Below are 18,300 nucleotides of genomic sequence, written 5' to 3' on the forward strand. Positions count from 1 at the left end.
CATGGAAGTTTCGGCAAAAAAATGTAGGTATGTGGTGTAATTAAGGCCAAGTCAGTTGAACAATAATAAACAGTTGAAAACGAAGGTAGAGTATTTTACACAATATTGAGGACTTGACTTAAAAACACAGATCCTCCTCTTAAAGCCTGGGTTACCCCTCATAAAAACACAGATCCCCCTCTTAAAGCCTGGATTACCACTCATAAAATCTCAGAGCCCACTTAAATTCCGGATTTACTCCTCATAAAACACAGGTATCCCACTTGAAATCCATATAACTCCTACAAAAAAACACAGGTAATCCACGTAAAACTCGTTTTATCCTTCATAAACTGATGTACCACTCTTAAAAGGATATGGCACAATATGAGTGCACTGCAAAAAGGGGTAGATCGTACAAAAAAATTGCACCATAGTGTACTTTATTTATTCTTCGTCTCAAACCACATTTAATAGCCAGCATAAATTCCATTCCTGCCCCTCATGATAAAGATCGTATAGCCGGCCAAGTTCCTGCTTCCCCATTTTATTAAAATTAATTTTTTGCCCGTCAACGTCTGGAAAATTCTGTTTTCCTATGTAACGAAAATGTCATAATTATGTAATCTTTTATTAAAAATAGGACTATTAACACAGAAATATTCCATTTTGCGTCATAGACAGAGTGGGAGGATTTCATTAGAATAGGAAATGAGTTCTTGCGTTTACAAAATATGGCCTTATTCTACATAATTCTCCTTTTTTCCTAAAAATACTCATTTTTAAGAGGTGAACAAGATGAAGCTCTTTTCTAATTCAATAACAACACTAGAACGGGCCCTTGATTATTCATCAGTAAAGCAAAAGGTAATTTCTCAAAATATAGCAAATGCTGATACTCCAAACTATAAAGCTAAGGATGTATCGTTCAAAAATATGCTTCAGCAGGAAAAAGAGTTGGGACTAAATGCCTGTAAAACAGATAGCAGACACTTTGATTTTTATGGAAGTTCATCTGGGACTAATGGAGTATACACAAGAAATGACGTCCAGTATAACCATAACGGAAACAGTGTGGATGTTGATAAAGAAATGAGCGATCTGGCGACGAACCAAATCTATTACAATGCTTTAACGGAACGAATCAGTGGGAAATTCCAGACACTTCATTCTGTTATAAAAGGCGGGAGATAAACCATGAGCATGTTTCAAAGTATGAATACCACTACCTCGGCTCTGACGGCTCAGCGCCTTAGAATGGATGTTATCTCCTCAAACATGGCTAATGTAGATTCCACAAGAGGGACCTATAATGCTGAAACAGGGAAATGGGATCCTTATAAGCGGAAGGCTGTTGTACTTCAAGCCAATGAAGGAAGCTTTTCCAATTATTTAAACTCAGCTGTTTCAAATAGAAGCGCAGCGGAACAAGGTGTCCGGATAACAAAAATTGTCGAAGATGAAATTACTCCAAATAAACTAATATATGATCCTGAGCATCCTGATGCTGACCAGGATGGCTACGTACAAATGCCCAATGTGGATCCATTAAGAGAAATGGTCGATTTAATGAGCGCAACAAGATCATATGAAGCTAATGTAACAGTGTTCAATGCATCTAAAGGAATGCTTATGAAAGCGTTAGAAATCGGGAAATAGGCAGGTGGCAGATAAATGATTAATGGAATAACCCTTGCACCGCTTCAGCAGACAGCTAAACCGGAAAATTTGCAGACACCGGCTGCTGCTACACCATACGAAGCTCAGAAGAGTTTTGCGTCGGTATTAAAGGAATCAATAGAAAAAGTTAATGAATCACAAGTACTATCTGATCAATATACTTCGAAACTGGCCAGAGGTGAAAACGTGGATCTTCACCAGGTGATGATTGCTTCTCAAAAAGCGAGCATAACTCTTGAAGCTGCCATGGAAGTCAGAAATAAAGTAATCGAGACCTATCAGGAAATGATGAGAATTCAGGTTTAGGCGGTGGGCTTTACTAAATAGAGAGATAACTAGTGAAGAGATAAACAGATTAACCGGGGGATCAGGATGAACGAAACTATAGCTAATCTAAAAAATAGAATAACAGGGTTTTGGGGCAGCAGAACGAAAAAACAAAGAACGGTGCTAATCAGCTCCGTTATTCTTGTGCTCGTGCTGATTACTGCAGCAGCCCTTTTTTCTACCAGAAAAAATATGGTCCCTCTATACAGCAATCTCGCTCCGTCAGAAACAGGAACGATTAAGCAGAACCTGGATGGAAGAGGCATATCTTCAGAGATTGCAGATGACGGAAAAACCATACTGGTTCCTGAAGAGAATGTAGATTCCCTGAAAGTGGAGTTAGCTGCAGAAGGAATTCCTGAATCCGGAAGTATAGACTATTCTTTTTTCAGCGAGAACGCTGGATTTGGAATGACCGATAACGAATTTCAGGTTGTAAAGCTTGATTCCATGCAGACTGAGCTAGCCAATCTTATTAAAGGAATCGACGGGGCGGAAGAGGCGAAAGTCATGCTCAGCCTTCCCGAAAAAGGAATATTTGTCAGTGATTCAAAAGAAGAGGCCTCTGCTTCGATTGTCTTAAAAACAAGACCGGGTTACCAATTCCAGGAGAGCCAGATAAAATCACTGTATCATCTGGTTTCAAAGAGTGTTCCTAACCTTCCTACAGATAATATCGTCATCATGAATCAGAATTTTGAGTACTTTGATTTAAAAAATGAAAATAATTTCCAGAACGGTACTATTTTTACAGCACAGCACGAAATGAAAAAGGAAGTCGAACGGGATATTCAAAGGCAGGTCCAGAATATGCTGGGCACCTTAATGGGGAGAGACAAAGTGGTTGTCTCAGTAACTGCCGATATAGACTTTACCCAGGAAAATAGAGAAGAGAACCTTGTTGAACCGGTTGATAAAGAAAACATGAAAGGCATTGCCCTAAGCGCCCAAAAAATAACCGAGACGTTTACAGGAACGGGTAATCCGGCTGAAGGTACACCGCAGAGTGAAGATCCATCCGATTCGCTGGGAACTCAATACCTAGAAGGCACAAACGGGAACGGCGACTATGAAAAGATAGAAGATACCATAAATTATGAGGTAAATAGAATCAAAAAGGAAATTGTTGAAAGTCCGTACAAAGTCAGAGATCTAGGCATACAAGTCATGGTCGAACCCCCTAAGAAAAATGACACTAATTCTCTTCCTCAGGAAAGAATAGACGATATTACTAAAGTATTAGGAACCATTGTCCGGACATCGATTGATAAAGATTACCTTCCTGAAACAGTGACTGAAGAGGATATAGATAATAAAATTGCTGTTTCAGTCCAGCCGTTCAATGGAAAAATGGCGTTTGATTCAGAGACAAAAACTGCAATTCCGCTATGGGCCTTTATAGCAGGCGGGGTGTTACTGCTCGCGCTGGCTGCTGCCATTTTCTTATTCCTGCGTTCAAGAAGAAAAGATGAAGAGGAAGAGTATATAGTCGAGGAAGAAATTGAATTCAATATTCCTGATGTGACGGAAGAAACTGAAACAGAAGCAACGGCCCGCAGAAAACAGCTGGAAAAACTTGCGAAAGAAAAGCCAGAGGAGTTCGCAAAACTGCTGCGCACCTGGATTACGGAAGAATAGGAGGAGAAGAGGTTGTCACTTAAAGAAAGAAAAGGCGAATTATCTGGAAAACAGAAGGCAGCTATCTTGCTCATTTCACTAGGTCCAGATGTTTCTGCTTCAGTGTACAAGCATTTATCTGAAGAAGAGATTGAAAGACTCACTTTGGAGATATCCGGTGTAAGAAAAGTAGATTCAAAGAATAAAGAAGAAATACTTGAGGAGTTTCACCAGATAGCGATGGCCCAGGATTATATAAGCCAGGGCGGGATTGGATACGCAAAGCAGGTGCTTGAAAAAGCATTGGGAACAGAGCAGGCTTCAGCCATCATAAACAGACTGACATCTTCACTTCAAGTCAGGCCTTTTGATTTTGCCAGAAAAGCAGATCCCGGGCAGATCCTCAACTTTATCCAAAATGAGCATCCCCAGACCATTGCCCTGATTTTATCTTATTTAGATCCGGCACAAGCCGGACAGATTCTCTCGGAGCTTCCCCAGGAGGTGCAGGCGGATATTGCAAGGCGGATTGCAACAATGGACAGCACATCTCCTGAAATCATCAATGAGGTGGAACAGATTTTAGAAAGAAAGCTTTCAGCCACCGTTACTCAGGATTATACGCAGACAGGCGGAGTAGAGGCAGTTGTGGAAGTGTTAAACGGAGTAGATAGGTCGACAGAACGAACGATTCTTGACGCTCTCGAAATCCAGGATCCCGAGCTTGCTGAAGAAATCAAAAAACGGATGTTTGTCTTTGAGGATATTGTCACTCTTGACAGCAGGGCTATTCAGAGAGTCATCAGAGATGCAGAGAATGATGACCTCATGCTTTCACTCAAAGTTTCCAGTGATGAAGTCAAGGATATTGTGTTTAAGAATATGTCCAAGCGTATGGTGGACACCTTTAAGGAAGAAATGGAATATATGGGGCCAGTCCGCCTCCGTGACGTAGAAGAGGCTCAATCAAGAATTGTTGCCGTTATCCGCCGTCTGGAGGAAACAGGTGAGATTGTTATAGCACGTGGTGGAGGAGATGACATCATTGTCTAGGATTATCAAATCCAGTTATCCCATAAAGGAAAAAGAAAAAAAGCTTATCCGGATAAAGAGCTTTAATACTTCGCAGGAAGCCTTCGCTGATGATCCTGCGACTTCTGCTGACTTCTTGCATGAGTCGTATTTAGATGATGCCAAAAAGCAGGCAGAGGAAATAATTTCATTAGCACATGGACAAGCAAGCCAGATTACAAGTGAAATCGCCCTTCAAAGGCAGGAGTGGGAGCATGGTGAACTGCCCCTGCTGAAGGAGCGTGCCTACCAGGAAGGATATAACGAGGGGTTTGAAGCTGGAATTAAGAAGGGTTATTCAGACATATCTGCAAGTATTCATACAGCAAAAAAAGTGATTGATGCCGCAAGGGAGGATTATAAAGAGCATATTGAATCCTCTGAGGAAACCATTCTTGCTTTAAGCCTTAAAGTTGCAGAGAAAATAATCGGAGAAAAATTGGCAGAGTCAAAAGCCTCTTTTCTCTCATTGGTAAAACAGGCCATTAAAGAAGCAAGGGAATACAAAGAAGTCCAGCTTCATATTCATCCTGCCCATTTTGAATTTATTCTTTCTGAAAAGGAAAAGCTGACGGCTCTCTTTCCGAAAAATTCAGAATTATACATCTATCCAGATGAAGAATTAGCAGAAACAAGCTGTGTGATCGAGTCCTCCAACGGAAGAATAGATGCCAGCGTCGACAGCCAGCTGTGTGAAATTCAGGAAAAGCTGCTCGGGCTGCTAGAAGGGGATCAATCGTGAAAGCACAAGAATTGCTGCCATTCATAGATGAACTGAACACCTTCAAACATTATGGACGGGTAAAAAGAGTAGTCGGAATTATGATTGAATCCCAAGGACCGGAAAGCTCAGTAGGGGATGTGTGTTACATCCACACTGGTGTAAAAGGTGCTAAGAAACTGATTCGTGCAGAAGTGGTCGGATTTAAAGATGAAAATGTCATCCTGATGCCATATACAGCAGTTAGTGACATATCCCCAGGAAGCTTGGTGGAAACAACATCTCAGCCGCTTGAGATTAAAGTGGGTACAGAGCTGATCGGCAAAGTGGTCGATTCCCTTGGCCATCCGTTAGATGGTTCGCCGCTACCAAAAGGGTTGTCAGCTGTACCAACGGAGCAGGATCCGCCTAATCCAATGGAAAGGCCGCCTATCTCTGAGAGTATAGATGTCGGAGTCAGAATGATTGATTCGCTGCTCACTGTCGGTAATGGCCAGAGAGTCGGAATATTCGCGGGCAGCGGTGTGGGGAAAAGTACGTTACTTGGAATGGTAGCCAGAAATACAAAGGCCGATTTGAATGTGATTGGGCTGATAGGCGAACGTGGAAGAGAAGTCCGGGAATTTATTGAACGGGACTTGGGGGCTGAAGGATTAGCGAGATCCATCGTTGTCGTTGCAACCTCTGACCAGCCAGCTCTGATGAGGATCAAAGGTGCATTCACTGCTACAGCCATAGCGGAATATTTCAGGGATAAGGGTCTGAACGTCATGCTTATGATGGATTCCGTTACGAGGGTGGCCATGGCACAGCGTGAAATAGGGCTTGCAGTGGGTGAACCACCGACTACAAAAGGATATACACCATCCGTGTTTGGGATTCTTCCACGCCTTCTTGAGAGGACAGGTACAAATATTCATGGATCTATCACGGCATTTTATACCGTACTGGTCGATGGGGACGATATGAACGAGCCGATTGCCGATACTGTAAGGGGAATATTAGACGGACATTTTGTGTTGGACAGAAGCTTGGCCAATAAAGGTCAGTATCCAGCCATTAACGTCTTGAAAAGCATCAGCAGAATCATGAACCATATTGCGGATGAAGGACATGTCCACAATGCTGAGAGGCTTAGGGATTTACTGTCCACTTATATCGAATCCGAAGATCTTATTAATATTGGAGCGTATAAAAGAGGCTCCTCAAAGGAAATCGATGAAGCCATTAGAAAATATCCTGAAATCATTTCCTTTTTAAAGCAGAGTACAAAAGAAAAAGTGTCCAAGGAAGAAAGTGTATTTCGCTTGATGGAATTAATGGAAAGTGGTGAATAGGCCATGCAGTATCAATATAAGTTCGAAAAGATCCTTTCTATTAAGGAAAAAGAAAAAAATGATGCCTTTTCTAAATACAGCGAAGCCTTAAGGCAATTTGAAGAAGCAGCAGAGAAATTGTACAAGCTTTTAAAGAAAAAGGAAGAGCTCCATGAATTTCAGCAGCAAAGGCTGGGAAACGGGATGTCTGTACAGGATATCCGCCATCACCAGCTCTTCATGGAAAATCTGGAAAATATCATCAGCCATAACCAAAAGGCTGTAATAGATGCAAGGCACAAAATGAATGTTTTTCAGGAAAAGCTCATGGAAACAAATATGGAAGTCAGAAAATATGAAAAGATCAAAGAGAATGATTTAAAGAAGTTTATAGATCACAATAAATACCTCGAGAACATACAGATGGATGAAATTTCGATTCAGCAGTACTTAGCAGGGGCAGACAGGTGATGACATGGATAAGAACATAGAACTTGAAGAAAAAAAACAAAACAAACTTCAATGGTTTTTATTTGTTATACTGATTCCCCTTATGGCAGCGATTCTCTTTTCGATCGTGATCTTAAAGGTTGCCGGTGTAAACGTAGGGAGTGCGGCAAAGGATTTAGGAGTAAAACTGCCTGGTATATCCAGTCTGATGAAAGAAGAAAAAACAACACCATCCGTAAAACAGTACCAAAACAAAATAAAAAGTCTTGAAGCTTCTCTCAAACAAGAGAAAACAAAGATCGCTCAGCTGGAAAACTTAATCGACAGCCGTGATAAGAAAATTAATAACAATGAAATTGAAAAACAAAGGCTGGAGCAAGAAATAAAAGAATTAACAAAAGCTCAGGAAGAGAACAAACGGGCCTTCAAGGATATTATTCAAACCTATCAGTCCATGTCACCAGGAAAGGCAGCTCCCATACTTTCAGAGCTTAGTGAGGATGAAGCTGTGAAGATTTTATCCAATGTAAACAGTGAGTCTCTGACAGCGATTCTTGAAAAAATGGAACCGTCACAGGCTGCAAGCCTTACTCAAAAGCTTACAGTAAATATGGAAAAAGAACAGTCAGGGACGGAATAGGGAGCTTGAGTAATGAAAGGAGGTGAAAAAAGTGAACACAGCCATCGCAGGAGCCAGCCTGTCCGGCATGTTAAACAGCAGTTCAGTAAAAGAATCAGTTGCAAAAAACACTATAAACGGCCAGTTTGGCTCCGTTTTTGCCGGGATTAATCAGCTGCCGGCATCATCCGCCGAGGGTAAACAACTGGATGAACAGCAATTAAAATTAGTCCAGGATCTGCTGAATGTTTTAAACATGGGAAGCATTACTGAATCGGAAGGCGGACCCGGCTTCGCTAAAACGCTGGTTATGGGAGAAGGTGATGTAACCAGCCATCCTCTCGTTTCGGAGCTTGCTGAAAGCGGCTCGTTAAAAGAATCGATCATCCAGCTGTTAAAGCAGCTTGGAATCAAAGAGGAAGAAGCAGGAGGCGATGATAAAGATATTACTGATTTATCGCAATTAGTTTCTCTTATTCTGCCAATCTCACAGATGGAAATAAAAGAACTTGCTAATCTGAATTTTGATTCTCTTTCCCAAGTTTTAAAGTTAGCCAAATTGATGGTGCTAAGTGCCGAATATACTGATTTATCAAGCAGGGAAGAAGGATTGATTAAGAATCTTGATGAGGTTTTGCAGACAGTGGCCAGCAATCTTGAGAAAGAAGATTCCTTAACAATTAAATATATAGACACCCAGTCAAGTGGTAATACAAAAAGGACATATAACATAATCCATGATGTTTTTACCCGTATGAATCAAGGAGTAAACCTTGAAAACCAAAAAAATGCAGGAAAAGTTTCCGGCAGTGAGCTGCCGCCTGCTGCAGCGACTTTTCATATGCCTGTTTCTAAGGTCGAGCTTCTCGTCCTCAGTCTTGAAAAAGCAGGACAGCCCGTCAGCCAGGAACAGTTCATCAAGCAATTCGAGAACTTATTGGCTAAAGCAAACTTTTCAAGTATCCAGGGAACACAAAAGTTATTTATACGCCTAAATCCTGAGCACCTTGGTTCGCTGAGAATTGAGATCATTCAAAGAGATTCATTGATTACAGCAAAAATCATAGCATCAACTAGCCAGGCTAAGGAAGCTCTTGAAAACCATATCCAAAATCTGAAGCATGCTTTTTCAACTCAGAATATCGGACTTGAAAAAATAGAAATTTCACAGGCTATGAGCCAGTATACAGGTGAAAGGTTCTTCCAGAAAGATCACCAGCAGCAAGAGCAGCAGCCTTTCGAACAAGATATTCCTGATGAAGATAAACCGGATGGAACGCTTGACTTTAATCAGTCCTTTGAAGAGGCCTTAGTAACTATGAAAGTGTAGGTGATAGCATGGACAAGATTCAATCGTCGCTGCTCCTCAGCAGCTATCAGGAGCAAAAAAGGCAGACCCATGGCGACAATTTAGGGAAAGATGATTTTTTAAAAATCTTAATGACCCAGCTGCAAAATCAAGATCCGATGAACCCGCTGGAAGATAAAGATTTTATAGCCCAAATGGCCACTTTTTCCACCCTCGAGCAGATAACAAACATGGGAAAGTCCATTGACAAATTCACAGCCATGCAGCAGCAGAGTCAATTAGTTTCTTACAATCAATTCGTCGGCAAAGAGGTAACATGGCATAAAATAACTGAATCTGCTGATGGTGGGGCTCTTCCGAACATCGAAGAAGGAAAGGGCAGAATTACTTCTGTTCAGTTTAAGGAAGATACGGTCCAGTTTACACTTGAAGATGGAACGAAATTAGAGCCCGGAAATATCTCCGAAGTGAATCAATCTGCAAGTCAAAGTGGAAGTTCTCTTATGCAGGCAAGTGAATTGATTGGAAAAACCGTTACATGGCTTACTGATCAAAAACAAGAATCTACAGCCATTGTTAAATCAGTCGGGTTAAAGGACGGCAAAACCTCCATTGAAATGGATGATGCTTCCGGAACGAAGATTAATATGGATCAAATGATTAAGATCACCGGTTGATAAAAGGAGTCGTTTGTATGGAAAAGGTAAACATCAGGCCCATTTCCACCGCTCCGCTGTCTATTTATAAAAAACAGGGAGCAATCCAGCAGAAGGCGCTGAAAACAAGCTTTGCCCAGCAGCTGCAAAATGCCGCCCGCCCTGAACCCTCAAAGCTTATGGTGAGCAAACATGCAAAAGCCCGGCTCGAACAGAGAAATATCCAAATCGATCAGGCCAGCTGGAATAAACTTGAGGAAAAGCTGCAGGAAGCAAAGAAAATGGGAGTACAGGACTCGCTAGTCCTTTTGAAAAACGCAGCACTAATCGTCAGTGCCAAAAATAATACCGTCATAACAGCCATGGATCGAACGGAAGCCAGTGCACAAATATTTACTAATATAAATGGAACCATTGTAATGGAGTAGGCTGGACCTTTTAAGGAAAGCCTTGGCTGCGGACTGATAGAAGCAGCCATCATGAAAGGGGAAAAAAACATGCTTAGATCAATGTATTCAGGAATAAGCGGTATGAAAAACTTTCAAACGAAGCTCGATGTTATCGGTAATAACATTGCCAATGTAAACACATATGGATTCAAAAAAGGTCGTGTGACTTTCAAGGATACCATGAACCAAACCATCTCAGGGGCAAGTGCTGCCCAGAATAATCGAGGCGGGAAAAACCCGATGCAGGTGGGACTGGGTTCCACAATGGCTACTATCGATACGATCCATACTCAGTCAAGTCTGCAGACGACCGGCAGATCGCTGGACCTGGCGATTAATGGTGATGGGTACTTTGTGGTCAAGCAGGGGGATGCAGAGTTTTACACGAGAGCCGGTAATTTGTATTTAGATGATAATGGGAACTTGGTTACCGGTGACGGAATGAAAGTCCAGTCTTTAGAGAATGGAGTGCTAAAGGATATTGCTGTGAATGTGAATGAGCTATTACCGGCAAAACAAACGGTGAACATTCCCTTATCCGGGAACTTGCCGACTGACGCTAAAGGAAGTACCTCTACCACACAACAAATTAAAATAGTTGACGAAATCGGAATATCACATACTTTAGACTTGAAAATTACACCTGTAGATGCAAGTGCCGGCACATGGAAATTTTCTTTTGTTGATAACACTTTACCAGTAGACCCAGATAACCCCGAGGAAAATATTGTTTCTCAGGACATCACCCTTAGCATGGATCCGGCTACTCCGAACCCTGCTGTTCAATTTGATTTGAATATTAATGATGGGACTGGTGCTGTAAAGCAATTTGCGGTTAACGTTCCAATGAAAGATTTGACTGCCAAATCAGGTAACGTTTCAGCCCAGGCGAATCCTGACGGCAATACACAGGGAAGCTTAGAAAGCTTCAACATTGGTTCGCTTGGCGAAATTAACGGTGTATTCTCAAACGGTCTAGTTACTACACTTGGACAGCTTGCGATAGCAAAATTCAGTAATCCTTCCGGGCTCACCAAAACGGGGGGCAACCTGTTCCAAGAGTCGATTAACTCCGGTACTGCTAACATAAATATCGCAGGAGAAGGCCGTGGAACGATAGCATCCGGTTCTCTTGAAATGTCCAACGTCGACCTTTCAGAGGAATTCACGGAGATGATCACGGCGCAGCGCGGCTTCCAAGCCAACACTAAGATTATTACTACATCAGACGAAATTCTCCAGGAGCTTGTGAACTTAAAACGATAGATTTGGAGGGAGAGAGCTGGGGATAAATCTTTAGCTCTCCAACATAATTGATTAATGTAACGAAGTTAAACGGCAAAAGCTTTTATATAAATGCTATTTATATTGAAACTGTGGAATCTCATCCTGATACGATCATTTCATTAACAAATGGAAAAAAATATATCGTGGCTGAAACAGAAGAAGAAATTGTTCAATCCATGATCGGTTTCTACCGGGCCATTAATATTCTGGGACTGACTAATGATAAAGGGGGTGCTTTAGATGAAGAATAAACTGGTGAAAATCATGCTGATTTTATTATTGTCGATTACTCTTGTCGGAGGAATAGCACTCGTTGTTGTTATGAAGTTTACGGGAGAAGAGGAGGCACATGCTGAACCCAGCATTGATGAGATTATTGAATCTTCTGTTGATGTTCCTGAGATTACGACTAATTTAGCCAGCGGCGATTTTATCCGAATTACGTTTACGGTTCAAACAGACAGCAAGGATGCAAAAGAAGAACTGGAGAAGCGCAATTTTCAGGTGAAGAACATTATTGTTACTGAACTGTCAGACATGAAAGCGGCAGACCTTAAAGGAAAAACAGGGAAAACAAAATTTGAAGAACTAATTAAATCTAAAATAAACAGCATTATGCAGGACGGTAAGATTATCAAAGTATATATAACCTCCTCTATTCTTCAGTAGAAATTTCATAACATACTAGTTTGGGAGGTGGCGCAAATGTCTGGCGAAGTATTATCGCAGAGTGAAATAGATGCTCTATTATCCGCCATTTCCACAGGGGAAATGGATGCGGATGAATTAAAGAAGGAAGACACCGAACGCAAGGTCCGGGTCTATGATTTCAAACGGGCGCTCCGGTTTTCAAAAGATCAAATTAGAAGTTTAACCAGGATACATGAAAATTTCGCTCGCGGATTAACCACTTACTTCTCTGCTCAGTTAAGGACATATGTACAAATCAATGTGGCTTCTGCAGATCAAATTCCTTACGAGGAATTCATCCGTTCCATTCCGAAGATGACGATATTGAATGTCTTTGAAGTTCCGCCGCTTGATGGCCGGATCCTCATGGAAGTGAATCCGAATATCGCATATGCCATGCTGGACAGGGTACTTGGAGGCAGAGGCACCAGTGTCAATAAAGTGGAAAACCTAACGGAAATAGAAACCAAAATCATGTCCAATATGTTTGAGCGAGCGTTTGAACACTTGCAGGAGGCGTGGGCTTCCATTGCTGAGATTGATCCAATTTTCACGGATTTTGAAGTGAATCCACAGTTTTTGCAAATGGTGTCTCCAAATGAAACGGTTGTGGTGATTTCGCTGAATACCCATATAGGTGAAACAAGCGGAATGATTAATATTTGTATTCCTCATGTAGTGCTGGAGCCCATCATACCTAAACTCTCCGTCCATTACTGGATGCAGACAGCTAAGAAAGAGCGTCTGCCGCAGGAGATTGAAGTCCTTGAACAAAGAATCAAGAAGGCTGAATTGCCGATTGTTGCAGAATTGGGCAGCACGGATATATCCATCCAGGACTTTTTAACTCTGGATATAGGAGATGTGATCGAGCTGAATCAGATCATTGATGCTCCATTAGTCGTAAAGGTGGGGGATGTCCCGAAGTTTATTGGACAGCCAGGGAAGGCCAATAAAAGATTAGCTGTACAAATTCTCGAGAAGATAGAGGGGGGAGACGAAGATGGTAAGTGATGAAATGCTCTCGCAGGATGAAATTGATGCATTGCTAAGAGGCGATGATTTCGGAAGCGACGATAATACAACACCAGATATAGAAGATTATTTTACTACCATGGAAAAAGACGCTCTCGGAGAGATTGGAAATATATCGTTTGAAAGCTCTGCGACTGCACTGTCAACACTACTAAACCAGAAGGTAGATATTACGACACCGAGTGTGGATATCATTTCTGCAGCTAAGCTCGAAGATGAATTCCCCCACCCTTATGTCGGAATCCAAGTGAAGTATACAGCTGGATTTTCAGGTACAAACCTGTTTGTCATCAAGCAGAGTGATGCAGCAATCATTGCTGATCTCATGCTTGGAGGAGATGGATTAAACCCATCAGAAATGATGGGAGAAATTCAACTAAGCGCTGTTCAGGAAGCAATGAACCAGATGATGGGATCAGCGGCTACTTCCATGTCTACGATTTTTAATAAAAAAGTGGATATTTCACCGCCAAGTATTGACTTGTTAAATATGAAAGAAGGCTCGGGCGCAGGCTCCATCCCTGATGAAGATCTGCTTGCGCGCATTTCTTTCAGATTGAAAGTTGGCACTTTAATAGATTCAAATATCATGCAGCTGCTTCCGCATACTTTTGCAAAGAGTCTTGTACATGATCTGTTAAATCCACCGGCCCCTGAACCTCCGCCGTCAACGTTTGACAATGCTGAGAACCTTGCCGTGAAGCAGGCGCAGTCCTCACAACCTTCAAACCCGGAAAGCACGCAGAGTCCGCTGCAGGGAGTTGACCTTCAACCTAATTATCCAGCCGACCCTGTGTATATGCAGCAAAACCAGGGCGGGCAGTCTTATGCGATGCAGCAGCCCAAGGGACCGCAGCATTTTGGAACGGGGACTATACAGCCTCAGGCTGAGGTTAACGTGCAGCCGGCCAGCTTTTCCAGCTTCAACACGTCCCCGGTGCAGGAACAAGAGTCTAGTAATTTAGATATTCTCTTGGATATACCGCTCCAGGTGACAGTGGAACTCGGCCGTACAAAGCGTTCAGTTAAAGAACTGCTCGAGCTTTCTTCCGGTTCCATCATTGAGCTGGATAAACTAGCAGGTGAACCGGTTGATGTACTGGTAAACAACAGGCTCATCGCAAAGGGAGAAGTTGTTGTCATCGACGAAAATTTTGGAGTGAGAGTTACAGACATTATCAGTCAATCAGATAGAATCAAAAAATTACGATAGGTATGGGGGATAAAAAATGGCACACAGAATTTTAATAGTAGACGATGCAGCATTCATGAGAATGATGATTAAGGATATTTTATCCAAGAACGGTTATGACGTGGTCGCAGAAGCGGCTGATGGCCAGCAGGCTGTTGAAAAATACAAAGAACACCAGCCGGATTTAGTGACCATGGATATTACGATGCCGGAAATGGACGGAATTACAGCTTTAAAAGAAATTAAAAAAATGAACCCGGCTGCAAAGATCATTATGTGCTCCGCAATGGGACAGCAGGCTATGGTGATTGATGCCATCCAGGCTGGAGCTAAAGACTTTATTGTAAAGCCCTTTCAGGCAGACCGGGTATTAGAAGCAATCAGTAAAACATTAAGCTAAGCAATTTAGGTAAGAGGGTGTCTGAAGTTGGTTATAAAAAAAGTCATAGGGATCTTACTTCTGTTGTCGCTTATGTTTTATGGCACAGGTAACCATGTGGATGCCAAGCAGGTCGAAAAAAGTGTTAAAGACTGGTATGAACACCCTGACAAATCGAAAGAAACAGCTGATCAAAATCAAGAACCGGCCAGCACTAAGGGAACGGATGGTGCTGATTTTTCCGCAGGGGACTTCTTTCGTATGATTTCTGCAACTATTTTTGTAGTTGCTCTTCTTTATTTTATGCTTCGTTTCATGAACAAAAAAAATAGAAGCTACCAAAAAGCAAATTTTGTAGAAAATCTCGGAGGCACATCTCTTGGGGGAAACCGGTCGGTCCAGCTTGTTAAAGTTGGTGAGCGGGTGCTTGTTGTCGGTGTCGGAGATAATATTCAGCTGTTAAAAGAGATCAGTGAAGAACATGAATATAAAACACTCATTCAAGAACACAACAAAAAATTGGATGGAATGCTCCAGCCTTCCGATTTACTTTCAAAATGGAAGCAGCGGGGTAAGGAGCAAAGCAGCGAAAACCGCTTTACCGGACAGTTGAAAAAACAGCTGGAGGAACTTTCGACATCCAGAAAGAAAGCGATTGACGAGCTGAGGAGTAAAGGGGGAACAGAGGATGAATGAATTCATGGACTTTTTCAGCGGATCGGATCCTGAAAATGTCTCCACTTCTGTGAAACTCTTATTGCTTATGACCGTTCTGTCCCTTGCGCCAAGCATTTTAATCCTTATGACCTGTTTTACAAGAATTATTATTGTGCTGAGCTTTGTCAGAACATCGCTTGCGACACAGCAAATGCCTCCGAACCAGGTGCTGATCGGGTTAGCGCTGTTTATGTCTTTTTTCATCATGGCGCCTACCTTTCAAGAAGTGAATAAAACAGCGCTGACTCCTTTATTCGAGGAGAAAATTGAGCTCGATGAGGCTTATGAACGTGCATCGATACCGTTTAAGGAATTCATGAGCGCGCATACAAGACAAAAAGACCTGGAGTTATTTCTATCATATGCAAAAATGGACAAACCAAAAAAGATAGAAGATATTCCAATCACGGCTCTTGTCCCGGCTTTTGCCATCAGTGAGATCAAAACGGCTTTCCAAATCGGTTTTATGATTTTCATCCCGTTTTTGGTCATCGACATGATTGTCGCAAGCGTCCTAATGTCTATGGGGATGATGATGCTTCCGCCAGTCATGATTTCGCTGCCATTTAAAATACTGCTTTTTGTGCTGGTTGATGGCTGGTATTTAGTAGTTAAATCTTTACTTCAAAGCTTTTAAGCAGGTGATAAAGGATGAATTCAGAGTTTGTCATTTCCGTTGCAGAAAAAGGAATTATGACGGTATTAATAATAAGCGGCCCGCTGCTCGCACTTGCATTGGTTGTAGGTTTAATCATCAGCATTTTTCAGGCTGCTACGCAGATCCAGGAACAGACACTTGCTTTTGTTCCGAAAATCGTAGCCGTTTTGGTAGCGCTTGTGTTTTTTGGCCCATGGATGCTGAGCCATATGCTTTCCTATACAACCGAAATATTCTCAAATTTAACAAGGTTCATAGGGTAATAGAATGGAAGAATTGGTTCCGAAATTCGCAGTTTTCTTATTGGTGCTTGTCAGGGTGGCGTCCTTCTTTGTCGTCAGTCCCATATTCGCCTACAGAACCATTCCTGCGATGCATAAAATAGGCTTAAGCTTTTTTCTGGCCTGGATCATGTATTACACAATCAAAGCACCGACGATAGATATTGATGCAGCTTACTTTTTATTAATCATCAAAGAAGCGATAGTAGGACTGGCACTTGGGTTCATTGCCTATATGATTATGTCTGCGGTCCAGATGGCAGGCGGCTTTATAGACTTTCAAATGGGCTTTGCCATTGCCAATGTAATCGATCCCCAGACTGGTGCCCAGGGACCGCTGATGGGGCAGTATTTCTATACGATAACACTTCTCTTTTTACTGGCGACAAATGGACATCATCTCCTGCTGGATGGAATTTTTTACAGCTATGAGACCATTCCGATAAATGAAATGTTTATCCCGTTTGGTGATGAGAACGTCGTGAGTTATATGGCACGCGCCTTTAACCAGACCTTTCTCGTTGCTTTTCAGATGTCCATTCCTCTCGTGGGGAGTTTATTCCTGGTTGACGTCGCCTTAGGCATTGTTGCGCGGACAGTTCCCCAGGTGAATATATTCGTAGTTGGCGTGCCGGTGAAAATCATTGTCAGCTTCATTATCCTTATAGCGGTATTTGGGGCCATGATGATGTCTGTTCGCAGCTTGTTTGAATATGCACTGCTTACCATGCGGGGATTCATGCACCTGATCGGAGGAACATAATGAAACAGCTTCAGCTTGACCTGCAATATTTCTCAGGGGAAAAAACAGAAAAAGCCACTCCAAAGAAAAGGGAGGACGCAAGAAAAAAAGGCCAGACAGCCAAAAGCCAGGATCTGAACACAGCTATTGTCCTGCTTGCGGTATTTTTCCTCTTGATGATCACGGGTCCGTCGATGCTTGAAAAAATGATGTTCCTTTTTACGGAGTATCTGAGGGATTTCAGCACTGTGAGCCTGGAGGCCGAAAATATCCAGCCGCTGTTTGTCGGTGTCATCACAGAACTTGCAAAGCTGCTTGCCCCTGTGTTAGGCGTTGCACTTATTGCAGGAGCCGCTGCCAATTATTTTCAGGTAGGCGTTATGTTTTCCACGGAAGCCATCCAATTTAAGCTTGAGAAATTAAATCCTATCAGCGGGTTCAAACGGATCGTTTCCATGAGGGCTATTGTTGAGTTATTGAAATCCATCCTGAAAATCGCGATTGTCGGACTTGTCACTTTCCTGGTGATTTGGAATAAGCTTCCCGAAATCATGCTGTTATCCCAGAAGACCGCCGGCGCTGCACTGTCAACCCTTGCTAAAATAACCATCACGGTCGGTTTATTTGCTTCAGGTGCCTTATTGTTTTTGTCGCTGCTTGACTATATGTACCAGAAGTTTGATTTTGAAAAAAGTATCCGAATGTCCAAACAGGATATTAAAGATGAATATAAAAACATTGAGGGCGACCCTTTAATCAAATCAAAAATTAAACAGAGACAGAGAGAAATGGCCATGCAGCGAATGATGCAGGAAGTCCCAAAAGCGGATGTAGTGATCACGAACCCGACTCACTATGCTATTGCCTTAAAGTACGATGAGGAAAAGGGGGATGCGCCCTATGTGGTGGCTAAGGGCGTTGATTTTATGGCCCAGAAAATAAAGTCTGTGGCAGGCGAACATGATATTGTCATGGTTGAGAACCGGCCGCTGGCAAGAGCCCTGCATGATGGCAGTGAAATAGGACAGGCCATTCCCGAAGAGTTTTTTAAAGCAGTTGCTGAAATTTTAGCGTATGTCTATAAGTTAAAAGGTAAAATTTGATTCATTTTTGATAGGAGAGAGA

Annotated in this window: 23 protein-coding genes; all 23 read left to right on the top strand. The window is 42.2% G+C overall.

What is annotated here, in order from left to right:
• Window positions 1-777: 777 nt before the first annotated feature.
• The 23 genes from flgB to flhB all read left to right on the top strand — a co-directional run bounded on the left by flgB (window position 778) and on the right by flhB (window position 18,278).
• Window positions 778-1,173, top strand: a complete 396-nt coding sequence (flgB, locus tag CUU66_RS01400; RefSeq protein ID WP_101639900.1) for a flagellar basal body rod protein FlgB — start codon at window positions 778-780, stop codon at window positions 1,171-1,173.
• A 9-nt stretch (window positions 1,174-1,182) separates the two neighbouring features.
• The gene (flgC, locus tag CUU66_RS01405) at window positions 1,183-1,638 is read left to right on the top strand and encodes a flagellar basal body rod protein FlgC (RefSeq protein WP_101640007.1); all 456 of its coding nucleotides are present in this window, start codon (window positions 1,183-1,185) and stop codon (window positions 1,636-1,638) included.
• Window positions 1,639-1,653: 15 nt separating this feature from the next.
• Complete coding sequence (fliE, locus tag CUU66_RS01410) at window positions 1,654-1,965, top strand: flagellar hook-basal body complex protein FliE (protein ID WP_101639901.1); 312 nt, start codon at window positions 1,654-1,656, stop codon at window positions 1,963-1,965.
• Window positions 1,966-2,031: 66 nt separating this feature from the next.
• Window positions 2,032-3,624 (top strand): flagellar basal-body MS-ring/collar protein FliF, encoded by a 1,593-nt coding sequence (fliF, locus tag CUU66_RS01415; RefSeq protein WP_101639902.1) that lies wholly within the window; start codon window positions 2,032-2,034, stop codon window positions 3,622-3,624.
• Between the two features lie 12 nt (window positions 3,625-3,636).
• Complete coding sequence (gene fliG, locus CUU66_RS01420; RefSeq protein ID WP_101639903.1) at window positions 3,637-4,656, top strand: flagellar motor switch protein FliG; 1,020 nt, start codon at window positions 3,637-3,639, stop codon at window positions 4,654-4,656.
• Window positions 4,649-5,416, top strand: a complete 768-nt coding sequence (fliH, locus tag CUU66_RS01425; RefSeq protein WP_180955119.1) for a flagellar assembly protein FliH — start codon at window positions 4,649-4,651, stop codon at window positions 5,414-5,416. Before fliG ends, fliH begins: the two co-directional genes overlap by 8 nt.
• A complete protein-coding gene (gene fliI / locus CUU66_RS01430) occupies window positions 5,413-6,732 on the top strand; it encodes a flagellar protein export ATPase FliI (RefSeq protein ID WP_101639905.1) in 1,320 nt (439 codons plus the stop codon). The genes fliH and fliI overlap by 4 nt, the downstream gene beginning before the upstream one ends.
• A 3-nt stretch (window positions 6,733-6,735) precedes the next feature.
• A complete protein-coding gene (fliJ, locus tag CUU66_RS01435) occupies window positions 6,736-7,182 on the top strand; it encodes a flagellar export protein FliJ (RefSeq protein WP_101639906.1) in 447 nt (148 codons plus the stop codon).
• 4 nt (window positions 7,183-7,186) lie between these two features.
• Window positions 7,187-7,801: a MotE family protein gene (locus CUU66_RS01440; RefSeq protein ID WP_101639907.1), complete on the top strand. Its 615-nt coding sequence runs from the start codon at window positions 7,187-7,189 to the stop codon at window positions 7,799-7,801.
• Window positions 7,802-7,832: 31 nt separating this feature from the next.
• Complete coding sequence (locus tag CUU66_RS01445; RefSeq protein WP_101639908.1) at window positions 7,833-9,110, top strand: flagellar hook-length control protein FliK; 1,278 nt, start codon at window positions 7,833-7,835, stop codon at window positions 9,108-9,110.
• An 8-nt stretch (window positions 9,111-9,118) separates the two neighbouring features.
• The gene (flgD, locus tag CUU66_RS01450; protein ID WP_101639909.1) at window positions 9,119-9,766 is read left to right on the top strand and encodes a flagellar hook assembly protein FlgD; all 648 of its coding nucleotides are present in this window, start codon (window positions 9,119-9,121) and stop codon (window positions 9,764-9,766) included.
• Between the two features lie 17 nt (window positions 9,767-9,783).
• On the top strand, window positions 9,784-10,173 hold the full coding sequence (locus CUU66_RS01455; RefSeq protein ID WP_101639910.1) for a TIGR02530 family flagellar biosynthesis protein: 390 nt from the start codon (window positions 9,784-9,786) through the stop codon (window positions 10,171-10,173).
• 69 nt (window positions 10,174-10,242) lie between these two features.
• Window positions 10,243-11,460: a flagellar hook protein FlgE gene (locus CUU66_RS01460; protein WP_101639911.1), complete on the top strand. Its 1,218-nt coding sequence runs from the start codon at window positions 10,243-10,245 to the stop codon at window positions 11,458-11,460.
• A gap of 47 nt (window positions 11,461-11,507) precedes the next feature.
• Complete coding sequence (locus tag CUU66_RS01465) at window positions 11,508-11,732, top strand: flagellar FlbD family protein (protein WP_101639912.1); 225 nt, start codon at window positions 11,508-11,510, stop codon at window positions 11,730-11,732.
• Window positions 11,722-12,150, top strand: a complete 429-nt coding sequence (fliL, locus tag CUU66_RS01470; protein WP_101639913.1) for a flagellar basal body-associated protein FliL — start codon at window positions 11,722-11,724, stop codon at window positions 12,148-12,150. Before CUU66_RS01465 ends, fliL begins: the two co-directional genes overlap by 11 nt.
• A 36-nt stretch (window positions 12,151-12,186) precedes the next feature.
• A complete protein-coding gene (fliM, locus tag CUU66_RS01475) occupies window positions 12,187-13,185 on the top strand; it encodes a flagellar motor switch protein FliM (protein WP_101639914.1) in 999 nt (332 codons plus the stop codon).
• Window positions 13,175-14,419, top strand: coding sequence for a flagellar motor switch phosphatase FliY (fliY, locus tag CUU66_RS01480; RefSeq protein WP_101639915.1), 1,245 nt, complete (start codon window positions 13,175-13,177; stop codon window positions 14,417-14,419). The genes fliM and fliY overlap by 11 nt, the downstream gene beginning before the upstream one ends.
• 16 nt (window positions 14,420-14,435) lie before the next feature.
• Window positions 14,436-14,798 carry a response regulator gene (locus CUU66_RS01485; RefSeq protein ID WP_101639916.1) on the top strand — a complete coding sequence of 121 codons (363 nt, stop codon included), beginning with the start codon at window positions 14,436-14,438 and terminating at the stop codon, window positions 14,796-14,798.
• Between the two features lie 27 nt (window positions 14,799-14,825).
• Window positions 14,826-15,473, top strand: coding sequence for a flagellar biosynthetic protein FliO (locus tag CUU66_RS01490; RefSeq protein ID WP_101639917.1), 648 nt, complete (start codon window positions 14,826-14,828; stop codon window positions 15,471-15,473).
• Window positions 15,466-16,131: a flagellar type III secretion system pore protein FliP gene (gene fliP, locus CUU66_RS01495; protein WP_101639918.1), complete on the top strand. Its 666-nt coding sequence runs from the start codon at window positions 15,466-15,468 to the stop codon at window positions 16,129-16,131. Before CUU66_RS01490 ends, fliP begins: the two co-directional genes overlap by 8 nt.
• A 14-nt stretch (window positions 16,132-16,145) precedes the next feature.
• The gene (fliQ, locus tag CUU66_RS01500; protein WP_101639919.1) at window positions 16,146-16,415 is read left to right on the top strand and encodes a flagellar biosynthesis protein FliQ; all 270 of its coding nucleotides are present in this window, start codon (window positions 16,146-16,148) and stop codon (window positions 16,413-16,415) included.
• 4 nt (window positions 16,416-16,419) lie between these two features.
• Window positions 16,420-17,196 carry a flagellar biosynthetic protein FliR gene (gene fliR, locus CUU66_RS01505; RefSeq protein WP_101639920.1) on the top strand — a complete coding sequence of 259 codons (777 nt, stop codon included), beginning with the start codon at window positions 16,420-16,422 and terminating at the stop codon, window positions 17,194-17,196.
• Window positions 17,196-18,278 carry a flagellar biosynthesis protein FlhB gene (gene flhB, locus CUU66_RS01510; protein ID WP_101639921.1) on the top strand — a complete coding sequence of 361 codons (1,083 nt, stop codon included), beginning with the start codon at window positions 17,196-17,198 and terminating at the stop codon, window positions 18,276-18,278. The genes fliR and flhB overlap by 1 nt, the downstream gene beginning before the upstream one ends.
• The last annotated feature ends 22 nt before the right edge of the window (window positions 18,279-18,300 follow it).

Source organism: Peribacillus deserti (genome assembly GCF_002863585.1).
GTDB classification, from domain to species: Bacteria; Bacillota; Bacilli; order Bacillales; family DSM-1321; genus Paraperibacillus; species Paraperibacillus deserti_A.